This window comes from Spongiibacter nanhainus (assembly GCF_016132545.1).
GTDB classification, from domain to species: domain Bacteria; phylum Pseudomonadota; class Gammaproteobacteria; order Pseudomonadales; family Spongiibacteraceae; genus Spongiibacter; species Spongiibacter nanhainus.
Genome location: NZ_CP066167.1, coordinates 477,090 through 496,170, shown reverse-complemented (window position 1 = coordinate 496,170; position 19,081 = coordinate 477,090). Strand labels below are relative to the sequence as shown.

The window sequence follows — 19,081 nt, the reverse complement described above, 5'->3', positions numbered from 1 at the left end:
GTCCCACAAATATTCATAGCAAGCAGAGCTGCGGATGAATGGTGTTGTTAAGTTGCTCTGGAGGATCACCTCTCAGCAAAGGCAGCAACTCTCTGCGCTCAAATAAATTGAGCTGTAGGAGGCGAATCATTTGCTGCAGGCTGCGATCAATTTGGCTGCTGAACTTAATCCAGGCCAGCAGTAGATAGGCACACATAGCGATCCAAATCTGGGTCATGACGGCATTCTTGGAAGTGCCGACAAAGGATTTTATTTTCAGGTTTTGCTTGATGCATTTGAAGAACAATTCGATCTGCCAGCGGGATTTGTAGATATCGGCAATGGTCTTGGCGGCAAGGTGGAAGTTATTGGTCAGAAACGCATAGTGCTTACCGGTATCAGGATCACGGAAACCAATCCGGCGCAAAGGAACAGGGCAAGCCTTTGCCTTAGTGCCGGTGATGACAATGGTCTGATCACAGGTCAGGCCTTTGGATTTAATGATTTCGCGGCGTTCAATAATACGGTACGTGGCATTACGCTTTTGCCGGGTAACAAAGAAAATTCCTTTATCATTCAGGGCGTTAAACCATGAATAATCAGTATAGGCGCGATCCATGACCACAATGCTATCGGCAGGGAATTCAAGAACGCGACCGATAGTGACATCGTGCTTTTTCCCATCGGTAATGCTGACGAAGCTGGGAAGGAGCCCATCATGATCAAGGCCAATATGCACTTTTACCGCTCCTTTGGTGCGGCGGAATTTTGCCCAGGGAAACACGGAAAGGCACAGGTCAATAGTGGTGGAGTCGAGCGAATACAGCTTATTCCCGAAACGAAATCCATGCTTTGGTGCGACGCCGTGGCAGCGGGAAAGCAGCTTATGAAACAGCGCTTCGTAAAGCGTATAGGGCTGACTTTCGTTGACGCGGGAAAGGGTGCTTCTCGTCACATTGCCGGCGCCGAGGTGGTAAAGCCGGGCTGCTTGAGCAGACAGATTACTGACGATATCGCGCAAGCTGGATCGGCCAGAAAGTTGTGCCAAGCTCAGCGCAACGAACTGAGACCAGCGCGACATTCTGCGCAACTTTTGACCCTCGTGGTGCTGTTTGGCGAGGGTTTCAAATTCATGTCTCGATACCAGTTTCAACAATTGAGAAAATACCGTGTTATGATGTGCCAAGGCTTGAATCTCCCTGTTTTTACAGTGTTTGGTCGCACATCCATTGTAGCAACTTGTTGAGATTCAAGCCTTTTTTATGTCTGATTTATGGGACAGCAATGATTTATTCTCAACCTTCATAAATACCAGCAAGTAGCGTTCATCGAACAAAACTCCGATGTAGGCACTGGCATTTCTCTCGTTCACTCACTGGTTAGCCACGTGAACAGGTATACCGGCCCCAATGAGTATAAGTTGGATGCTTTTGTCTTGCCTCGGAAGGATAGCTTTTGGGAGGCTGTTACCGAACACCCAGAGCCAATCACCGAGCTATCTATAAACTACGTAGTTCCCAATGTGTTCTTCGGAGGCGCGGATTCTACACGGAAAGCTTTGCGAGAGTATAAGGAACGCAACAACGCAAAGAACGTGGACATAAAAATCCGAAACCCAGATGGAGTAGACCTGGACGATGATGATGTCCGCTCGTCAATAGAGTACGTAGAGGGCGGGGGAGCCAACGTCAAAGCCAAGTCAGGTAGAAAAACTGTTTATAATTCAGAAGATCAAGCCGAAACTGTAGAACTCCCGGACTCAACGAGAGAGAAACTCGACAAGGGCCAGAGCCCTGACCAAGTAATTGGGAGAAAAGTCAAAAGATGAAAGCAGCATTCGCAATCGTAGTATTCCTTGTCGCCTGCTCTTTGGTCACGATCTCTGTGTGTTCGCCTGAAACACTATCGAAGAACTCTTTTCTGGATGGCTTCATCAATCACGAAATACTAAACATAATCGCGTTAATCGTTACTGTGACCCTAGTTTCAATAACCCAGATACACATAGAATTTGGTCGCATCGAAAGGAGAATAAAGGAACCAATTTTTTCAGAGGCCAGAACAGAGATCAATCAAACAACCTGGGCCCTTGGAGTTTCATTTCTCCTAGTACTCGTTGGTCTCATAATCAGATCGGGCGTAGACCAAAATAGCTATATGGCCATTTCCCTCCACAATACTTTTTGCTTGGTGATGCTGCTGATAGCAACCCTTTCTATGATTGACATAGTTTTAGTCATGCATACTATTTCGAAAGAGGAGCCTCTTGACTGACATCGCTTCAAGAAAGCGCTCACTCTCAGGCCCTCTAACTCCAATAATTTCTGCGAGATATTTATGAGCCGTGGGAAGTACCACTAAAGCCCCCTACCCCCCCCTGCATTTTCTGACGCACCCCGGAACTCTCTCTTCAAAGCAGGTAATACATGAACCCAGACACAATGGTTATTCTTGGCTTAAGCATGGTGATAGTACTTTTCACTGCCTTTGCCGGATACAGAGACATTTCGTACCGCGAAGCTCAACCGGGATCAGTAAGACGCGGCCCAGTGGCTATGGGACTGTTCGGCTCGTTTTTCTCTGTTTGCACTGCTATGATTATTGGGATAATTGCGCTCGCAGACTTTGATTACAAAGCGCTAGTCGCAGTGATTACTACAGCAGAGATAGCATACCTTTGCTTCATGAATGCTTGGTTCCGAAATAAGCTTACCGGTTGGTATCGATACATTTCAGAGACAATCGAAGGATAGCTGAGAAAAGTCTACGTGATCCGTCTACGTGAGCTTTGAAAGAAAGTTAAAACCTAGTACTGGAGTACAATTAAGAGACTTGAACGTAGTATTGAAAATCCTCGTGTCGGTGGTTCGATTCCGCCTCTGGGCACCACTTAATTTCTTGATATTCCTAGACTTTTAAAAATCCCAGCATAATTGCGATGTGGCAAAGCCGCCGTTTTGGACCAATCCTGGACAAATGCGCGCCGCTCACACGCTAACTATGTTCCGCACTCTCCCACTGTCTTCTCGAAACCTTCCGACGGGAGAGACAGGCATTGAAATTTTTTGGCTCTATCGACAAACGGGGTTCTCGCTACCGAGCACGGGTGACGCAACAAGGGCAGCGAATCAGCAGAAGCTTTGATACCGAAGAGGCGGCCACACAGTGGCTAAATCAGCTTGCCAAAGCCGCCCGCACCAACCGCTTTGACGCCGCATTACGGGGCGCCACCATCACGGTTGGCGAACTGCTCGATGTCTTCATTGAGCAGAAAACCGAAGAGTGGAAACCCAATACTCGACGCACCACCACCTCAAAAATTCGCTCTTTGCAGGCACAGCACCCAGATTTGTTAGGCATTCCTGCGGACTCCTTCTGCACAAGCCACATTGCCGAGATGGTAAACCGGCTCCGCAAGGCACACCCACCCGCAGCAGCCGCCACGATCAAGCAAAATGTCGGCTTTATTCGCACTGCCTATAATCTGGCCAATGCACGACTGGGCTTAAATCTCGACAACCCCGTAAAACCCGGCTGCCTTCCCAAAGTAAACAACGCCCGAGACCGACGCCTACTCCCCAATGAGGAAGAAAAACTTCTGGAAGCCTGCGCTAAGTATGAAACAGACACTCGGTGCACAACCCCAATAGGCCTAATAGTACGATTTGCACTGGAAACCGCAATGCGGCAGGCGGAAATCGCCCAACTGCGCTGGCAAGATATATACAAAGACCCGCAACTGGGCGTCACGTTCGTCACGGTAGACCGCAAGTTCTCTAAGAACAATGATGCGCGGAAATTCCCCCTCTCGTACAACTTAGCGCAGGAGATTACGTCGCTGCGAAGCGAGAGCGCAGAAGAAGGCTCCCGCGTGTTTGGCAGCAACGCACCTCAGATCCGGCAAGCATTTGAACGAAGCGCAGCGAGAGCTAAGCTAGAGGGGTTTCGATTCCACGACCTTAGGCACGAGGCAACCAGTCGCTTATTCGAACGGCATCACCTTGAGCCCCATGAAGCCCAACTGATTACTGGCCATCGAACCATCGCCATGCTCAATCGATATACACACCTGAACGCACAGCACTTACTCGGCAAAATGAGGAATGTGTTGCCGCCAGCATCGTAAATGCATACTCCAATATAGATAACCGGGCAGCCTGCATGGCTAAAAATAGGGGCGATGCAGCCCCCACCTCAGCAAGGCTAACGAGCCGCCCGGAAATTTCGAGCCTTTCTCGAAGCCGACGCTCTTTTTGGCATCGTTGATATCCAGGATTCAACGTCCGACCGCAACCAAACCCGACACCGGGGAGAAAGCTCCCGATACGGTGGAAACGGCCCCCCTCTCGCGATTCGATTGGTTAATGACTGAGGTGCTATTCCCAACAAGGCGGCTACTTCTTCTCGATTAAGAATTTCTCGTTCTGGCACTGTATACCTCCGGAAATGGAATTTCAGACATACAGTGGGAGATAGAGGAACAAACACAGTAAAAGAACGATAGTGATGCACGACATCAGAGCTATGTGTCAACTCTGAAGCACGACCTTCGGGTTATGAGAAATCCAACCAAGTCCTAAGCTACTGTTTTTAAGTTAAAAATATCCGAGGCGTCCGTTGTTCTGGGTATAGTTTGGCATAGCAGAGGACATGTGCCCCCACAAATCTCCCACTAGACCTCGCGAAGCAATACTTGTGGCTTTGGCGGACATGTCAATTTTGCGGCGATTATGACAGAGTATATTCACGAGCTACCCAACTGGCCCAACTTCAGCTTCGATGAAGGCTTCATCGCGGAGCGGCTACCCGCGGTGTTTCGCAAGCAGGGTCGCTTGCTCGTAAGAATGAATCTCTGGGCTTTGAGTTACAGCAAGAGGCCGAGCTCTACACACTGACTGAAGATGTACTACGCACCAGCGAAATTGAGGGCGAAATCCTCGACAAACAGCAGGTGCGCTCCCCTATTGCCCGGTATCTGGGAATGGATATTCCACCGCTGGTTAAAGCTGATCACGCCGTGGAAAGCGTGGTGAAAATGATACCGGAGCCACCAAGCACTTCGATAAGCCTCTTACCTGTGAGCGCCTGTGTTCCTGGGATGCAGCGCTGCTTTCCATTGGACGTAGCGGCATGCACAAAATCACCGTCGGTGACTGGCATCAGGCCGAAGGCGGCCCTATTCAAATCGTATCCGGTCCAATAGGCCGCAAATCCGTCCACTTTGAAGCGCCGGATGCTGGTTACCACAAGAAGTGGCGCGTTTCCACGAATGGTAAGAACCCCCTTTCAAGGGTGACCTCAATCTAAAGGCGGATATTGCCCACCTCTGGTTCGTCACGATTCGACCCTTTGAAGACGGCAATGGGCGAACAATAAGAGCGACGGCGGATATGCAACTGGCTCGAGCAGAGGGCAGCCCACACCGGTTCTACAGCATGTCCGCTGAAATACAGTGGCGGCATAAATCCTATTACGACATCCTGAAAAATCCCAGAAGGGCCGTCGAGATATCACGCCCTGGCGGTGTGGTTTCTGGAGGCCCTTGAGGCAGCCGTTGATGCTGCGGAGCAGCATCACAGGATAATGCTACACGGGATATTAATGACTTGATCGAAAAAGGCACGTTGAAAAAATTACCTAGTAGAGGCCGAAGCACCAACTATGCATTGGTCACTGCATAATTAGCTGAAACAAAGCAATGATCCTAATTCTTTGGTACTTTCTGGTATGCGCGCCAACTGGCAATTTTCAATGCCATTTTATAGCCTTAAAGATCTAAGCATACACTTATCGCTCACTTTTTAAGTAGTGATCTTCATAACTCAGGCGCAAATCCCGTTTCAGGATTTTTCCTGTCGCGTTATAGGGTAATGCATCTACAAAGATGACATCGTCAGGAATCCACCATTTAGCGACCTTACCGTCGAAATAGCCGATAAGTTCGTCTTTGCTAATTGTTGCCATCGAATGCTTGACGGCGATCAGCAAGGGGCGTTCGTCCCATTTTTCATGGTGTGCCGCAATGACGGCGGCTTCTTTTACACCGTCGTGACCAACGGCGATATTTTCCAGTTCGATTGAACTGATCCACTCACCGCCAGATTTGACGACATCTTTTTCCCGGTCGACAATGGTCATGTAGCCAAGCTCATCAATGCTGGCAACATCGCCGGTGTCGAACCAACCATCTTCCGTCAATGCGGATTCATCCGCTTTGTAATAGCGCTCAATCACCCAAGGGCCTTTGACCAGTAATCTTCCCACCGCGTTACCGTCCTGGGGGAGTTCCTCATTATCCGCGTTCACAATTTTTAGTTTGATCCCGAAGGAGGCTCGACCCTGCTTCTTTTGCAGTTGAAGCAATGCCGCCTTCTCCAGATGGGTATGGGTGATAGATGCGGTATTGATTGTACCCAGAGGGCTGAGTTCGGTCATTCCCCAGGCGTGGATGACACGTACGTCGTGGATATCTTCAAACTCACTGATCATACTCTCAGGCGCAGCGGAACCACCCACAACCACTTTTTTGAGGCTGGGCAGGGTGGTGTCATTGCTTTTCAAAAAGGCGAGCAGGCTAAACCAGATAGAGGGAACGCCTAGCATACAGTCCACTTCACAGCGTTTCGCTAACTCAGACAGCGATTGGCCATCCAGCGCGCTTCCGGGTAGTACCAGATGCGCACCGCACATCAACGCGGCATAGGGCGTACCCCAGGCGCTAACATGAAACATAGGGACGACTGGAAGGATGACACTGCTTTTGTCAAAATCGAAAATATCGGGGCGGCAGGCATTCATGGCGTGCAGAATCGTCGATGAGTGCGAATAGAGCGCGCCTTTTGGATTGCCGGTTGTGCCCGAGGTATAACAAAGTGCGGCGGCGGCTTGGTCATCAAAGCTCGGCCAGCCGTTCAGAGGTGTGGCCCCTTCAATGAGATCTTCATAATAGAGCGCACCTTCAAGTGCTTGCTCCGCCGAAGTAGGTCTTTCCGTCATGAGCACAATGGTAGGCTTTGATGTAAAGCTGGACTGGAGTTCGCGGACGATGTCGACAAAGCTTTCGTCGACAAAAATCATCTTGTCTTCAGCATGATTGACGATATAGCTAATTTGTTCGTGGAACAGTCTCGGGTTAATGGTGTGAGTAACGGCGCCTAAACCGGAAATAGCATAGTACAGCTCCAGGTGGCGGTGGTTGTTCCAGGCGATTGTTGCGATGCGGTCGCCGAGGGCTACGCCGAGTTGGTCCAGGGCGCTGGCGAGCTTTAAAACACGTTGGTAGAGTTCGCTGTAACTAAATTGCCGAATGCTGCCGTCGTTGTCGCGGCTGGTGATTTTAGAGTCAGGGTTGTGGCGTACGGTATATTCGAGAATATCTGAAATCAGTAGACCGTTGGTTTGCATATTCCCACAGAGCATTGTGATTTAAACCTTCTTGTTGTTTGAGTTCCTCGGCCCATTCCATTGGATAGGCCGAGGGTTGGATCAGGAAACGGCTTGAATAATCTTAGAAACCGCGTCGGCAGGGATGGGATAGAACATGGCGGCAGGGTCAGAAGCAATAGCAACCACGATTTCACCCTTCTTATCTTGGGTGGCATTCCAGCGCGAAAACTCAGTCGTACAACCAATATTGCGTTGAAAATCCTTTAGAAACCCAATGCAATTGTGGACCAGCTCCAGATCGTCACCTTCTTGTGGCAAATTCAGTGCTTTAGCCAGACGCCGGCCCTTCCCGCGATAAAAGTCCTGACAGGCTTCCATTACCACCGGCAGCAGTGCGGCGTTCGCATCACCGTGGGGAATGTGAAACATGCTGCCAAAGGCGTGGGCACAGTTGTGAACCGGGATGGCATTCAAGCTACCACCAAAGGCATCAATCGCCATACTGCTGGCCTGTAGCATATTGGATCGGGCGATAACGTCGTCGCCGCGTTCAATCACCTTTGGCAGGTTTTCGACGATTAACTGTGCGGCATGAAAGGCGTGGGCATCGGTCAAGGCATTGGAGGTGGGTGAAGCAATCGCTTCCAGAGCATGGGTCAATGCGTCCATACCGGTCGCTGCAGTGAGCGACGGCGGCAGGCCCAGGGTTAAATTTGCGTCTAGCACGGCCATGTCGGGTTCTAAAAATGGGGCAACGAGATTGGTTTTGATACCGAGCGATTCGTTATAAAACACCGCTACAGGGGACACTTCGGCGCCTGTGCCCGCCGTTGTTGGAACACCGATATGAGGAATGGCTGAATGTTGCGCCTTTGGCCATGACTCAAGTTTAATACCGCTCTGGAGCAGTTCGGTAATATCGGAGGCGCCGTGTTGCAGGGAATATTTAACGCCTTTGGAGGCGTCCAGTACGCTGCCGCCGCCGACCGCCAATATGGCGTCTGCACCCACTGAGCGCGCGAAGGCGGTCGCTTCGTTTACTGATTCGCATCCGGCATCCTGACTGATTTCAGTGTAAACACCGACTAATTTCGCCTTATTGCTGGCTCCATTCGCAAAAACCGAGATGACCTTGTCGACAATGCCGGCTTGTCTTAATCCCGTGTCGCTGTATAAGACAACGCGTTTTGCGCCCATGCCGTCAAATAAAGCTGGTAGCCGAATGATAGATCCCGCTGCACAGTGCAGAGCAGTGCGCATAGTGTATTGATAGTAATGTGATGATGACATCTTATTATCTCGCTAATTGTAAAAGTTGACCTGAGAGCGCCGATTAAAAGGAATGCACCAATTGATAGGTTGATTTCTTTCTAGGGTCGCGTTCGAAAGCTGTCGAAATCGCTTTGATTTCGGTGTACGAGTGCAGACTCAGTTCACTCATTTCTCGGCCATAGCCACTTTGCTTCATGCCACCAAATGGCGCGTCGGTGCGCATCATATGCCAGTCGTTAATCCACACCGATCCCGCCTCCAGACGTCGGGCGATGGCCTGGGCTTCAACAACATCTTCGGTCCAGATGCCGGCGGAAAGTCCATAAACAGAGTCGTTGGCGGTGTCTATTGCAGCATCAATGTCCCGGTATTTCAGCACCGAGAGTACCGGTCCAAAGATTTCTTCGCAGGCGTGCGTCATATCATTACGGCATTCGGTGATAATAGTCGGCGCAACGAAGTAGCCGTTTTCGCAGCCCGCTACGTGACGGCGTTCCCCTCCGCAGACTATCTTGGCACCTTGCTCTCTGGCCGAATCGATATAGGCTATGATTTTGTTAAATTGCTGTTCCGAAATAATGGGGCCCATTCCTGTGTTGGGGTCGAATGGGTTGCCGACCGCAATCTTCTCTGCAGCCTCTGTCATCTTCGCCACCAACTCGTCGTGAATGTCTTCGTGCACAATAAGACGGCTGGCTGATTCACAGGCTTGCCCCGCGTTCATCATAATGCCGAACAGTGCACCGTGGGCGACAAGTTCAAGATTGGCATCGGGCATCACTATCGCGGCACCTTTACCACCGAGTTCCAATGTGACGCGCTTCAGCGTTTCTGCGGCTGCTGTTTGTATTTGCTTGCCGGTTCGGGTTGACCCGGTAAATGAAATCTTGTTGACCTTGGGATGTCTTACCAGGGCGTCGCCAACTTTGACGCCAGTACCACTGACCAGATTAAGTACGCCAGGTGGGAGTAGGGTGTTAAATAGTTCGATAACTCGATAGGTAGAGGTTGGTGTAAGTTCAGATGCCTTAACAACAACCGTATTTCCGGCGGCTAATGCTGGGGCAATTTTCCAGGCAAGCAGGAGTAGGGGGAAATTCCAGGCTGTGATGACACCGCAGACGCCAACTGCTTCGCGAACCACCATAGTATTAACCTGCTCTGGAAGCAGTTTGGGCGCCAGGTTCTCGATAAATGGATAGTCTTTAATTGACTCTGCCAACGTAAAGAACAAGTCGGCAATGGCCAGCATATCCAGCCCCATTACTCGTTTTATGGTTCCCCCGGAAGCTTCAACTTCCAGTTGGGCCAATTCCTGTGCGTTGGCCAGCACGGTATTGCCCAATTGATAAAGTAGTTTTGAGCGTTGTTCTGGCGCCATAAACCGCCAATCTTTATTTTTAAATGCTGTGCTTGCTGCCTCTACAGCCAGATCGACATCGCGAGCGTCGCCGTCGGCAGTCAATGCAATAATTTTTCCCGTAGCGGGGCAAATCACATCAATGTAGGCATTTTCCTTCGGTGGTGTATCCTGCCCATTAATGATGTGGTTGTAACATGGCGGTTCGGCTATTGATACCATTTCACTTCCTTAATCGATTATTTTTTGATGGAAACAGACTTTAGCGTCATTGCTTCTGACGACAGCTTATTCTTTCGCTTGGATGGAACAAAAGTATTGGCAGTTGAGGACAACTTTTAGCGGTACGAGTCACGCGCGATACGATCAATCCAATCTATTTATATCTTTAACGTGCGCCGGCAACCATGTGTCCTCCAATGTCAACCAATTGTCCGAATGCGATAAGACAATCCCCAAAATTAGGTGCACCATTACTAAGAACGGCTCAACCAAGGGAATACAAGCCATCCGGAGGAAAATCCGCCCTTAATTATTTAATTAAAATATAAGTAGTATTTTTTGAATTTTTGACACTAATAATGTGTATTATAATTTTTACCGAGAATGCTCAGCTATACCATATAAAATTATAATGAATCCAATAAAATATTCGAGAATGAGGCCAGTCGTTAATTTCCGGTTGTCCATTATGATTGCTGAACTAATCACAACACAGGGAGCACTGCCGAAGGCAGGCATTGTAAAATCAAGAGATTTCGTAACCTCCTTAGAATTTGCATGCCGGCAATAAGGGTGCCAAGATCGAGAAACTTAGTTGACAGAAAAAACACCCTTCGCAAAGCATTGTAAATTCTGATTTTTGGCGATGAGAAGAAGAGGAGTGAGAAAAAATCTGCAAAACACAGATAACTAAAAAACTATGGTGAACGACCGAAACTACTTAAAACCTTATTAAGGCATAAAATTCGCAATATCGGGAAAGAATCCTTTTGTTGTGAGATCGATTACTATATTTTAATTAATTGTTGCAATGATATTGCATGATGCTTCACCGTCCCACCCAGCTTGCGCGATAATTTATCGCGCTTTTTTTAAGATAAATTATTGAGGGCCTTTTCTTTTGCAATTAGAGCTGATTTTTCTCGCGAAACTGACTGGGAGTGATACTTTTCCAGCGCTTGAATGCTCGCCGAAAGCTAGCGCTGTCGTGATAGCCAATAATTTGCGCGATAACTTCTACTGATAGCTGAGTTTGGCTAAGATACTCACAAGCGAGAGTTGCCAGGACCTTGTCACGTATTTCGCGGAAACAACTGTTTTCATCATTAAGCCTTCTAGCCAAAGTCCGCTTATTCATTAACAGCAGTGATGCCACTTCTTCTTCTGTGCTATGTATAGACCCTCGTGAAAAAATGATGCTCTCAACTTGATTAACCACCCCTCCCCCCAGCTGCCTTAAACGCTTTTTGCATTGCTGCAAGGCGATTCGATAATTTTCCTGATCGGCGTTTGCATTACGCTTCTCGCAAAGCTCGATTGGTATGAATAGTACAGATTGTGATTTTGAAAACGAATACTTAAAGTCGATATAGCGCCCATAGATTCCAGAATAATGTGGCTGAGAGTATTTGTATTCAATTAGTAATTCTGCGGGCGTATATCCTAGAACAAAATTGACGATCGAAACCAGCGTGGCACTAAATGCCTCGATAAAAAAGCGGTATATTTTTTCATTTGTTTTTATATCAAGAATAAGATGACACTCTAGGTATCTCTCAGATTTTTTCGTCGTTAAATGGGTGAGAATAATTCGTGTTGGCAGGTAGTTGCAGAAAGCTTTTATTGCATCCATTAACGTCGGACTGCTGTAGGCGAGCAAACCCAGTGGTCCGTGACTAAAAGGGGTGATTTTATGTCCGACCTGTAGCCCCAGCCCCCTGTCCCCATAGATTTCCAATGCATTTTCAATAATGTTTAGTTGTTGAGTTGGCGTTAGCAGGGTGTTTGGATCCATAAATTCACGCGGCTTGAGATTAGTGCCCTTAAGGAATGGCCCTAAGGCGTCTTCGCTAAGATTCAGTTCTCTCGCGATAACTTTTGAATAGCTTGTGGAAATCGTTGCCCTGTTGTTTATCATACTTTAATTCATATTGTTGATATTAAAACTGCTGCAATTAATTACTAATTATTATACATAATATTACCCCATTTGTCTTAAATTGCCCCCCCTTTGTCAGATAATAACCTGTAACATTTTTAAATCGCTGCCATTATAAAAATGTGTTTAGAGGAGATAGCGAGTAATGGTCAAAATAAGATTTATTGAACACACCGGCGTTGAGCACAACGTTGATGCTCTAAAAGGTGAAACCCTGATGTCTGCCGCAATTAATAATCTGGTCCCAGGAATCGATGCCGATTGTGGCGGAAATTGTGCATGTGGAACCTGCCACATAGTTATTGAGAAAGAATGGCTGGGTAGCTCCGGAGAAATTGGCAGCGATGAGCAATCATTGTTGACCATGACGCCGGAAATATCCAAGGGTTCTAGATTAGCTTGCCAGGTTGTCGTAACTCCCGCTCTTGAAGGTGCTGTAGTTAGACTTCCCGAATTTCAAATGTAATTAAATAGAGGCCTTTATCATGAATATGGAAAGTACTACAAAAATGGTTTCTGATCCCTATGCAGTTGACATCGATTCACTGGATTTCAGTGACGGACGACTTTTTGAGACTGGCTTATGGAACTCCTATTTTGAACGACTTCGCAATGAGGACCCTGTCCACTATCAGGCAGATAGCCCATTTGGGCCATTTTGGTCGATAACCCGGTTCGATGACATTATGTTTGTCGACAAACACCACGAGTTATTTTCCTCTGAGCCCGCCATCGTTATTGGTGATATGGGCGAGGAAATCCCCCTTGAGATGTTTATCGCCATGGATCCACCTCGGCATGATGAGCAGCGCCAGGCCGTACAGCCGGTCGTTGCCCCCAAAAATCTAGCTGCAATGGAATCTTTAATCAGGGAGCGTGTGGCCAAGATTCTTGATGGACTACCAGTTGGTGAAGCATTCGACTGGGTGGACCGGGTATCGATTGAACTTACCTCGCAAATGCTGGCTACATTGTTCAATTTCCCCTTCGATGACAGGCGGAAGTTGACCTATTGGTCTGATATGGCAGCTGGAACGCCCGAGATTACCGGTGGCGACGTAACAAACGAAGAGCGTATGGTTGCACTTCAGGACTGCCTGAGAACTTTTAACCAGCTTTGGCAGCAACGGCAAAGCGAGTTGGAAATTGGAGAAGCGGAAAGCTTTGACCTGATTTCATTACTCCTCTCCAGTGATAAAACCGACAATATGATTGAACGGCCCATGGAGTTTTTGGGCAATATTCTCCTTTTGATTGTCGGTGGAAATGACACTACGCGCAATAGCCTCACCGGCGGGCTGTACGCGTTGAATAAATTCCCTGCCGAATTTGAAAAATTGAAAGCGAATCCCGCGCTGATTCCTAACATGGTACCGGAAATCATTCGTTGGCAGACTCCACTGGCACATATGCGTCGTATCGCGACTCAGGACGTTGCGCTTGGCGGTAAGACGATCAAGGCAGGCGACAAAGTAGTTATGTGGTATGTTTCTGGTAATCGCGACGAGTCGGTTATTGATCATGCAGACGATTTTATCATCGACCGAGAAAATGCGCGCCAGCACCTTTCTTTTGGTTTTGGCTTGCACCGGTGCATGGGCAACCGCCTCGCTGAAATGCAGTTAAAGATCGTTTGGGAAGAAATTCTGAAGCGCTTTTCAAACATTGAAGTGATTGGGGAGCCCACCCTGGTTAGATCAAATTTCGTCAAAGGATATAGTTCCATGACGGTAAAAATTAGCCGATGAAGAAAATCTCGGCAACATCCTTTAAAAATGGACTTGTTTGCACATCAAATCAGGCTTAATTTGTATAATTCACCGAGATCGTTTCAACCTGGCCAACTCCAGATCTAGTTTGCAGTTGGCCTCTTGTAAACGTTCATTTGATGCCCTTCTTCGGTATAAATCCGATAAATACGCTTCCTATTAACAACAAGCCCTTCTGTTTTTAGAAGACCGTGCAGCAAAAAATAACCGTAGGCAGACTGCTCAACCGCCAATGTTTTCAATCGCGCCCTCAAGGCTTCGTCATTACTTGGCCTTGCTTGGTAGCGATACGCCGTGCGACTGATGCCCGCTAACTTACAGGCGGCTCGTTCACTGATGCTATGCTGGGCAATCATGTGCTTCGCCGCCTGTTTGCGATCGGCGGGCCTCACCACTTTTTTGAAAGTACGTCCTTCATCGCTTCAACCTCAAGGAGCTTGGCAGCCAATAGCTTCTTGAGTTTATTGTTCTCGGCTTCCAGTTCTCGAAGCCGCTTAGCTTCGTTTACCTCCATGCTTGCAAACGTGCTCCGCCAGCTGTAAAAGGTACCGCTTGAGATACCCAGGTTACGACAGATCTCGTCTACCTTAGCGCCGGCCTCATGTTCTTTGATGGCCTTGTTGATTTGTTCGTCGCTGTATCGCTTCTTCATGCTGAGATATCCATCCCGTTAGGTTAACCGGAAATCTCATCTTGGTCATGGCTCTAAAATCGGGGGAAAGGTCATAATCATGTGTCCGGTTTCCAATTCGACTCGGGCTTAGAGGAAAGCCAGGTTGCGTCCTATCCAAGGCCTGAATTTGTGTCTTCTCTTCAACGCTCATAACGACAGCATTGTCCGGCGGATTCATGTACAGCCCAACAATGTCGATCACCTTATCAGAGAACTTAGGGTCATTACTGATCTTGAATGTCTTTAGCCGATGAGGACGCAAATCAGCCGCTTCCCATATCTGGCGGACCTGCCATGGCGTCACTTCAGCGTACTTAGCCATCAGCTCAATACTCCAGTGCGTCGCTTCTTGCGGTATCCGCTTTGTCGTTAGAAACAGAACCCGGTCTACGGCCTTCTTATCAATGACGGTAGGTCTTCCGCTGCGAGCGCGTTCTTGTAGCCCTTCAACGCCTTCTTCTTCGAAGCGATTGCGCCAGCGGTGAACCGTCTTTGCCGAGGTCCGCTGTGCGGCGGCAACCTCTGTGGGAGTCATACCTTCGCTGAGCTGAAGAATAATCTTCGATCGCATGATCTGACCGTGCGGCAAAGTCGTTGACCGGCACCATTCGTTAAGAGTGGCTGCGGCATCGTCAGAAACGCGTAGAGATTTGGGAGTACGCATAGGAAAAACACTATACACCTCCTCGTCTTTACGTTACTTTATTTTCCGCTTGAACCACTAGCTATCTACGATATTAAACACACCCGGACTAAACCGCGCCATCCACAGACGAAGGTATTTGTGAGCGCCTTTATAGGAGGATACTACAGGAATTTTATCAACTCGCTCTTCACCCAAAGAGCTCCGGACTGATTTGGAAAACTGGCTGGACTACTGCGACAATCAAGAAACCCCTCAGGGCAAGAAGTGCTGCGACAGAACACCGCTGAAAACCCTGTTCGATGGTAAACGAATTTGGAAGGAAAAGTTCGCAAACTGAGTCTGACCTGACAGACGCCCGATAATAAACCGGTATCTGTCAGGTCAAGTCTGAACTACTACGCCTGAGCCGCTTCAGCTCAAGTTATTTTTACTGTATACCCGTCAACTGTCGTTTTTTGGGGATAGCTTAACCATAAGTTCTGAATAGCCGCGTACGAAGTTTGACTGAACCAACTCAGGCTCGGCAACTACTTCGATTTTATCAAAACGTTTAAGAAGCTCTTCCCAGAGAATGCGGAGCTGTAATTCAGCTAGACGGTTACCCATACAACGGTGAACTCCGTATCCAAACGACATGTGATTCCGCGCATCTCTGCGATCAATGACAAAATCATCTGGGTTTTCGAACTTTCGTTCGTCCCGATTACCCGAAGCATACCACATTACTACACGGTCACCCTTTTTGATGGTATCTCCGCCCAACTCAACATCCTGCTTGGCGATTCTGCGCATGTAAGCCAGCGGAGTTTGCCAACGAATGATTTCCGATACCATGTTAGGAATCAGCTCCGGCTTTGCCTTCAGCTTTTTAAATTCTTGAGGGAATTTTTTCATGGCCACTAAACCACCACTCATTGAGTTACGAGTAGTGTCATTGCCACCAACGATAAGTAGCGTCAGGTTGCCAATAAACTCCATCGGGCGATTGATAAGATCTTTAGTGTCTTCGTTGCTCTGTAGCAAGCTGATCAAGTCGAAACCAGCCTCTTCCCCCGCCGCGCGCCGGGCCTCCTTGTCCCGCCAAAGCTTGGAAAAGGATCTTGCCATGTCTGCTGCAGCATCAAACATTGACCCTTCATCAGCAAACTCGCCACCAGTCGCTGATGCCGCACCAGCCATACGGTCCGACCATTCAACTAACTTGTGACGTTCTTCATAAGGAAAGTCCAACAGTGTTGCAAGCATTCGACCCGTCAGCTCCTTTGATACCATGGGTACCCAGTTGAAAGGTTTTTCCAAGGGCAAGCTATCAAGTACATCTTTGGTACGAGATCGAATTAAATCTTCCAATTCCTTTAAATTTTTCGGTGCGACCACTCCCTGGACCGAGCTTCGCTGCACATCGTGCTTTGGCGGATCCATCGCTATAAACATCTCCACCGACAGCCCCTCCGGAGGGTCACCCAGAATAATCTGCGGCTCGGCGGAAAACAGGTCGTGCCTTTTATCTACAAACATGATGTCTTCATATCGAGTTACCGACCAGAAAGGACCAAAAGGACTCTTCTTTTGGTAATGAACCGGAGCCTCATCACGCAACCGTTTGAAATAAGCGCGCCACTGATCCTGCCTATATAGAAATGGATTGCTGACATCGATATCCTCTAGGGCGAGCGTGTTTACGTCCGGAATCGCTGACTCAACAAATTCAGGTACCGGGCGGCGTGTACCGAAGGCTTTCTTTTTAGCACCCATCAATAGTTTAAGCCCGTGAATTTGCCTGTGCATCGGCACGATTTTGGATGTAGCATTAATCACATGGGACTGAATATCGTAAAGCGTTTTGGATATTGTTGACATGCGCTCTCCTATGCTCACATTTGGAACTCGGGTAAATAGACGAAAATGCCGTCCATCGCGTCAGTAGCAATCACCTGGCAGCCCAGGCGCGACGTACTGGCTCGCTCAGGTGTCATCGACAGCATCTGCTCCTCTTCTTCATTAGGCACACCGGTCTTGCTGAACCATTCGTCTGCGATAATGACGTGGCAAGTGCCACAAGCGCACTCTCCTCCACAATCACCGTCGATGCCAGGAATAGCATTGTCTACGGCAATTTGCATTAGCGAGGAACCATGCTTGAACTCAGCGACATGTTTGGTTTGATCGTGCTCTATAAATGTAACCTTGCCCAATGTCCTTCTCCTGCGAGTTGTTTTGAGATAATAATTTTCGCTTTATCACAACACAGGCGTCAGGTCATTTCTTGACAAACCCGGGTCATTTTAGGACACAATGTATCTGCTTTATCGGAAGGAGAACTAACAGTGGTAGCGCAAGAATTAGAGGGTTCGCAACGCCGCAGAAGCGATGTCCCATCGAATTATTCGCGACTGATAGCCCGCGAGCTTGGTTTGACCGCCAAACAATTACCACTACTACTAAGGGGCACTGGCATCGGAATAACGCAGTTTTTGGCAGACGATAGCCTGATAACTATCGAACAGCAGATCCGTATCTTACACAACGCTATGGAACTATCCAACCAGCCTGAATTAGGGTTACTGCTTGGCAAGCGACTGACCCCGGCAACTCATGGAACGATGGGATTTGTTGCCTACAGCAGTCCCAACTTCCTCACTGCGCTTCAAGCGATTCATGTATACCTGCCTACTCGCGCGAGCTTCACTGAACTACGTTTGCAGGAAGTCGGTGAGCATCTTGAATGTACTCTAGACTTTCAGGAGGCCCTAGACGACAACATACAGCGGTGCCTAGCGGATGTGATGGTCAAGGCACTTTTCGAATTCGGCGAATTCATGATTGGCCGGCCCTTGCACGGCGCAGAAATATTCTTCGCTCATCCTAAGCCCGAATACCATTCGATATATCCGGAATTCTTGTCCGGGCGTATTAACTTTGGCTGCGAACAGCTAAAATTGAGATTTCCGATGTCATTGTGTCGGGAACCCAACGCCTCTGCCAACCACGAAAATTATCGTCTCGCCTTACAGCAGTGTGAAGTCATGCTTGCGCAGCTTCAGTCTGATCAACCCACCTATCAGACGCGGTTGAAGAAAATGATGTTATCCCGACCGCCGGGAACGCTAAGTGAAAATGAGGCCGCAGCTTCATTATTTATGAGCAAACGCACACTCGCACGTAAGCTCAAAAAGGAGTGCACTAGCTTTCGCGAAATTCGCGACGAGATTCTGTCTCAGCAAGCAGCGAGCTACCTACTAAATACCCAATTGTCCATCGAGGCCATTGCCGCGTTGATGAACTATCACGACGGAGCCAATTTCAGGCGTGCCTGCAAGCGCTGGTTTGGCCGACCACCTGAGCAAATCAGGATAAGTGGTAGAGCATAAACCTCGCATCGCCCTCACGGACGGCCCTATACAGCTCCGGCGCCTGCATAGCCAGATACTATGTTTGCGTACCTTTATTAACCACCCCGTCGATAGCGATCTGCCAGATAAAGTCACCGATAGCGTCCAGCGAATGATCACCGTTTGGGTCAAACCAGGTCGCGACCCAATTCAGCGCCCCAAGCCCGAAGAGTCGGAGCAAACGGTGATCGATATTCTTCCGTGTTACGCCGTTTTCAACCGTGTTTTCAATGATTCTTGACCACAGGGATTCGTATTGGTCACGCAGGTCGATGACATCTTTGCGAGCCTCCGGACGCAGCGCTCGCCACTCAAACAGCAGCACGTAAACCGCGTCCGAGTCCACCAACAAGGCTCGCAAGTGCGCATTGATGCAAAGTCGCAATTGCTCTGCCGGGTCATCAGAGCTCTCGTACGCCGACTCGACCTCAGAAGACACTAAG

17 protein-coding genes and 2 pseudogenes are annotated in these 19,081 nt (G+C 48.5%); 8 read left to right on the top strand and 11 right to left on the bottom strand.

All coding sequences use genetic code 11. The features are described 5' to 3' along the window. Nucleotides 1-13: 13 nt before the first annotated feature. Nucleotides 14-1,165 (bottom strand): IS4 family transposase, encoded by a 1,152-nt coding sequence (locus tag I6N98_RS02300; protein ID WP_163696818.1) that lies wholly within the window; start codon nucleotides 1,163-1,165, stop codon nucleotides 14-16. A 201-nt stretch (nucleotides 1,166-1,366) separates the two neighbouring features. Between I6N98_RS02300 and I6N98_RS02295 the strand changes: the two genes are divergently transcribed. From I6N98_RS02295 to I6N98_RS18745, 4 genes and pseudogenes are all read left to right on the top strand, one after another. Next, nucleotides 1,367-1,807 carry a hypothetical protein gene (locus I6N98_RS02295; protein WP_198570210.1) on the top strand — a complete coding sequence of 147 codons (441 nt, stop codon included), beginning with the start codon at nucleotides 1,367-1,369 and terminating at the stop codon, nucleotides 1,805-1,807. Further along, on the top strand, nucleotides 1,804-2,253 hold the full coding sequence (locus I6N98_RS02290) for a hypothetical protein (protein ID WP_198570209.1): 450 nt from the start codon (nucleotides 1,804-1,806) through the stop codon (nucleotides 2,251-2,253). Before I6N98_RS02295 ends, I6N98_RS02290 begins: the two co-directional genes overlap by 4 nt. A gap of 781 nt (nucleotides 2,254-3,034) precedes the next feature. After that, on the top strand, nucleotides 3,035-4,105 hold the full coding sequence (locus tag I6N98_RS02285) for a site-specific integrase (protein WP_198570208.1): 1,071 nt from the start codon (nucleotides 3,035-3,037) through the stop codon (nucleotides 4,103-4,105). Between the two features lie 604 nt (nucleotides 4,106-4,709). Beyond that, a pseudogene (locus tag I6N98_RS18745) lies at nucleotides 4,710-4,951 on the top strand (DUF4172 domain-containing protein); the annotation flags it as partial. Between the two features lie 38 nt (nucleotides 4,952-4,989). Here the strand turns inward: I6N98_RS18745 and I6N98_RS18545 are convergent. After that, nucleotides 4,990-5,226 (bottom strand): hypothetical protein, encoded by a 237-nt coding sequence (locus I6N98_RS18545; protein WP_232787438.1) that lies wholly within the window; start codon nucleotides 5,224-5,226, stop codon nucleotides 4,990-4,992. Nucleotides 5,227-5,294: 68 nt separating this feature from the next. On the opposite strand from I6N98_RS18545, the gene I6N98_RS18740 reads away from it, so the two are divergent. Beyond that, nucleotides 5,295-5,525, top strand: coding sequence for a Fic family protein (locus tag I6N98_RS18740; RefSeq protein ID WP_198571511.1), 231 nt, complete (start codon nucleotides 5,295-5,297; stop codon nucleotides 5,523-5,525). Nucleotides 5,526-5,766: 241 nt separating this feature from the next. On the opposite strand, the gene I6N98_RS02260 is transcribed toward I6N98_RS18740, so the two are convergent. The 4 genes from I6N98_RS02260 to I6N98_RS02245 all read right to left on the bottom strand — a co-directional run bounded on the left by I6N98_RS02260 (nucleotide 5,767) and on the right by I6N98_RS02245 (nucleotide 12,137). Further along, nucleotides 5,767-7,383 carry a long-chain fatty acid--CoA ligase gene (locus I6N98_RS02260; RefSeq protein WP_198570205.1) on the bottom strand — a complete coding sequence of 539 codons (1,617 nt, stop codon included), beginning with the start codon at nucleotides 7,381-7,383 and terminating at the stop codon, nucleotides 5,767-5,769. An 81-nt stretch (nucleotides 7,384-7,464) separates the two neighbouring features. Then, the gene (locus tag I6N98_RS02255) at nucleotides 7,465-8,655 is read right to left on the bottom strand and encodes an iron-containing alcohol dehydrogenase (protein WP_198570204.1); all 1,191 of its coding nucleotides are present in this window, start codon (nucleotides 8,653-8,655) and stop codon (nucleotides 7,465-7,467) included. A 43-nt stretch (nucleotides 8,656-8,698) separates the two neighbouring features. Continuing rightward, complete coding sequence (locus tag I6N98_RS02250) at nucleotides 8,699-10,219, bottom strand: aldehyde dehydrogenase family protein (protein WP_198570203.1); 1,521 nt, start codon at nucleotides 10,217-10,219, stop codon at nucleotides 8,699-8,701. Between the two features lie 907 nt (nucleotides 10,220-11,126). Beyond that, the gene (locus I6N98_RS02245) at nucleotides 11,127-12,137 is read right to left on the bottom strand and encodes an AraC family transcriptional regulator (protein ID WP_198570202.1); all 1,011 of its coding nucleotides are present in this window, start codon (nucleotides 12,135-12,137) and stop codon (nucleotides 11,127-11,129) included. Between the two features lie 166 nt (nucleotides 12,138-12,303). On the opposite strand from I6N98_RS02245, the gene I6N98_RS02240 reads away from it, so the two are divergent. Together I6N98_RS02240 and I6N98_RS02235 are read left to right on the top strand one after the other, a co-directional pair. Beyond that, the gene (locus I6N98_RS02240; RefSeq protein WP_198570201.1) at nucleotides 12,304-12,624 is read left to right on the top strand and encodes a 2Fe-2S iron-sulfur cluster-binding protein; all 321 of its coding nucleotides are present in this window, start codon (nucleotides 12,304-12,306) and stop codon (nucleotides 12,622-12,624) included. 19 nt (nucleotides 12,625-12,643) lie between these two features. After that, nucleotides 12,644-13,906 (top strand): cytochrome P450, encoded by a 1,263-nt coding sequence (locus tag I6N98_RS02235; RefSeq protein WP_198570200.1) that lies wholly within the window; start codon nucleotides 12,644-12,646, stop codon nucleotides 13,904-13,906. 119 nt (nucleotides 13,907-14,025) lie between these two features. Here the strand turns inward: I6N98_RS02235 and I6N98_RS18540 are convergent. The 4 genes and pseudogenes from I6N98_RS18540 to I6N98_RS02210 all read right to left on the bottom strand — a co-directional run. Beyond that, nucleotides 14,026-14,579 (bottom strand): annotated as a pseudogene (locus I6N98_RS18540) (transposase); the annotation flags it as partial. After that, on the bottom strand, nucleotides 14,527-15,264 hold the full coding sequence (locus I6N98_RS02220) for an IS630 family transposase (RefSeq protein ID WP_198570197.1): 738 nt from the start codon (nucleotides 15,262-15,264) through the stop codon (nucleotides 14,527-14,529). The gene I6N98_RS02220 and the pseudogene I6N98_RS18540, both read right to left, overlap by 53 nt. Before the next feature lie 423 nt (nucleotides 15,265-15,687). Further along, nucleotides 15,688-17,106, bottom strand: coding sequence for a cytochrome P450 (locus I6N98_RS02215; RefSeq protein ID WP_232787437.1), 1,419 nt, complete (start codon nucleotides 17,104-17,106; stop codon nucleotides 15,688-15,690). Nucleotides 17,107-17,120: 14 nt separating this feature from the next. Further along, nucleotides 17,121-17,441, bottom strand: a complete 321-nt coding sequence (locus tag I6N98_RS02210; RefSeq protein ID WP_198570196.1) for a 2Fe-2S iron-sulfur cluster-binding protein — start codon at nucleotides 17,439-17,441, stop codon at nucleotides 17,121-17,123. A gap of 132 nt (nucleotides 17,442-17,573) precedes the next feature. On the opposite strand from I6N98_RS02210, the gene I6N98_RS02205 reads away from it, so the two are divergent. Continuing rightward, complete coding sequence (locus I6N98_RS02205) at nucleotides 17,574-18,617, top strand: transcriptional regulator CypR (RefSeq protein WP_198570195.1); 1,044 nt, start codon at nucleotides 17,574-17,576, stop codon at nucleotides 18,615-18,617. Nucleotides 18,618-18,675: 58 nt separating this feature from the next. On the opposite strand, the gene I6N98_RS02200 is transcribed toward I6N98_RS02205, so the two are convergent. After that, nucleotides 18,676-19,077, bottom strand: a complete 402-nt coding sequence (locus I6N98_RS02200; RefSeq protein ID WP_232787524.1) for a TetR-type transcription factor C-terminal domain-containing protein — start codon at nucleotides 19,075-19,077, stop codon at nucleotides 18,676-18,678. Nucleotides 19,078-19,081: the final 4 nt, after the last annotated feature.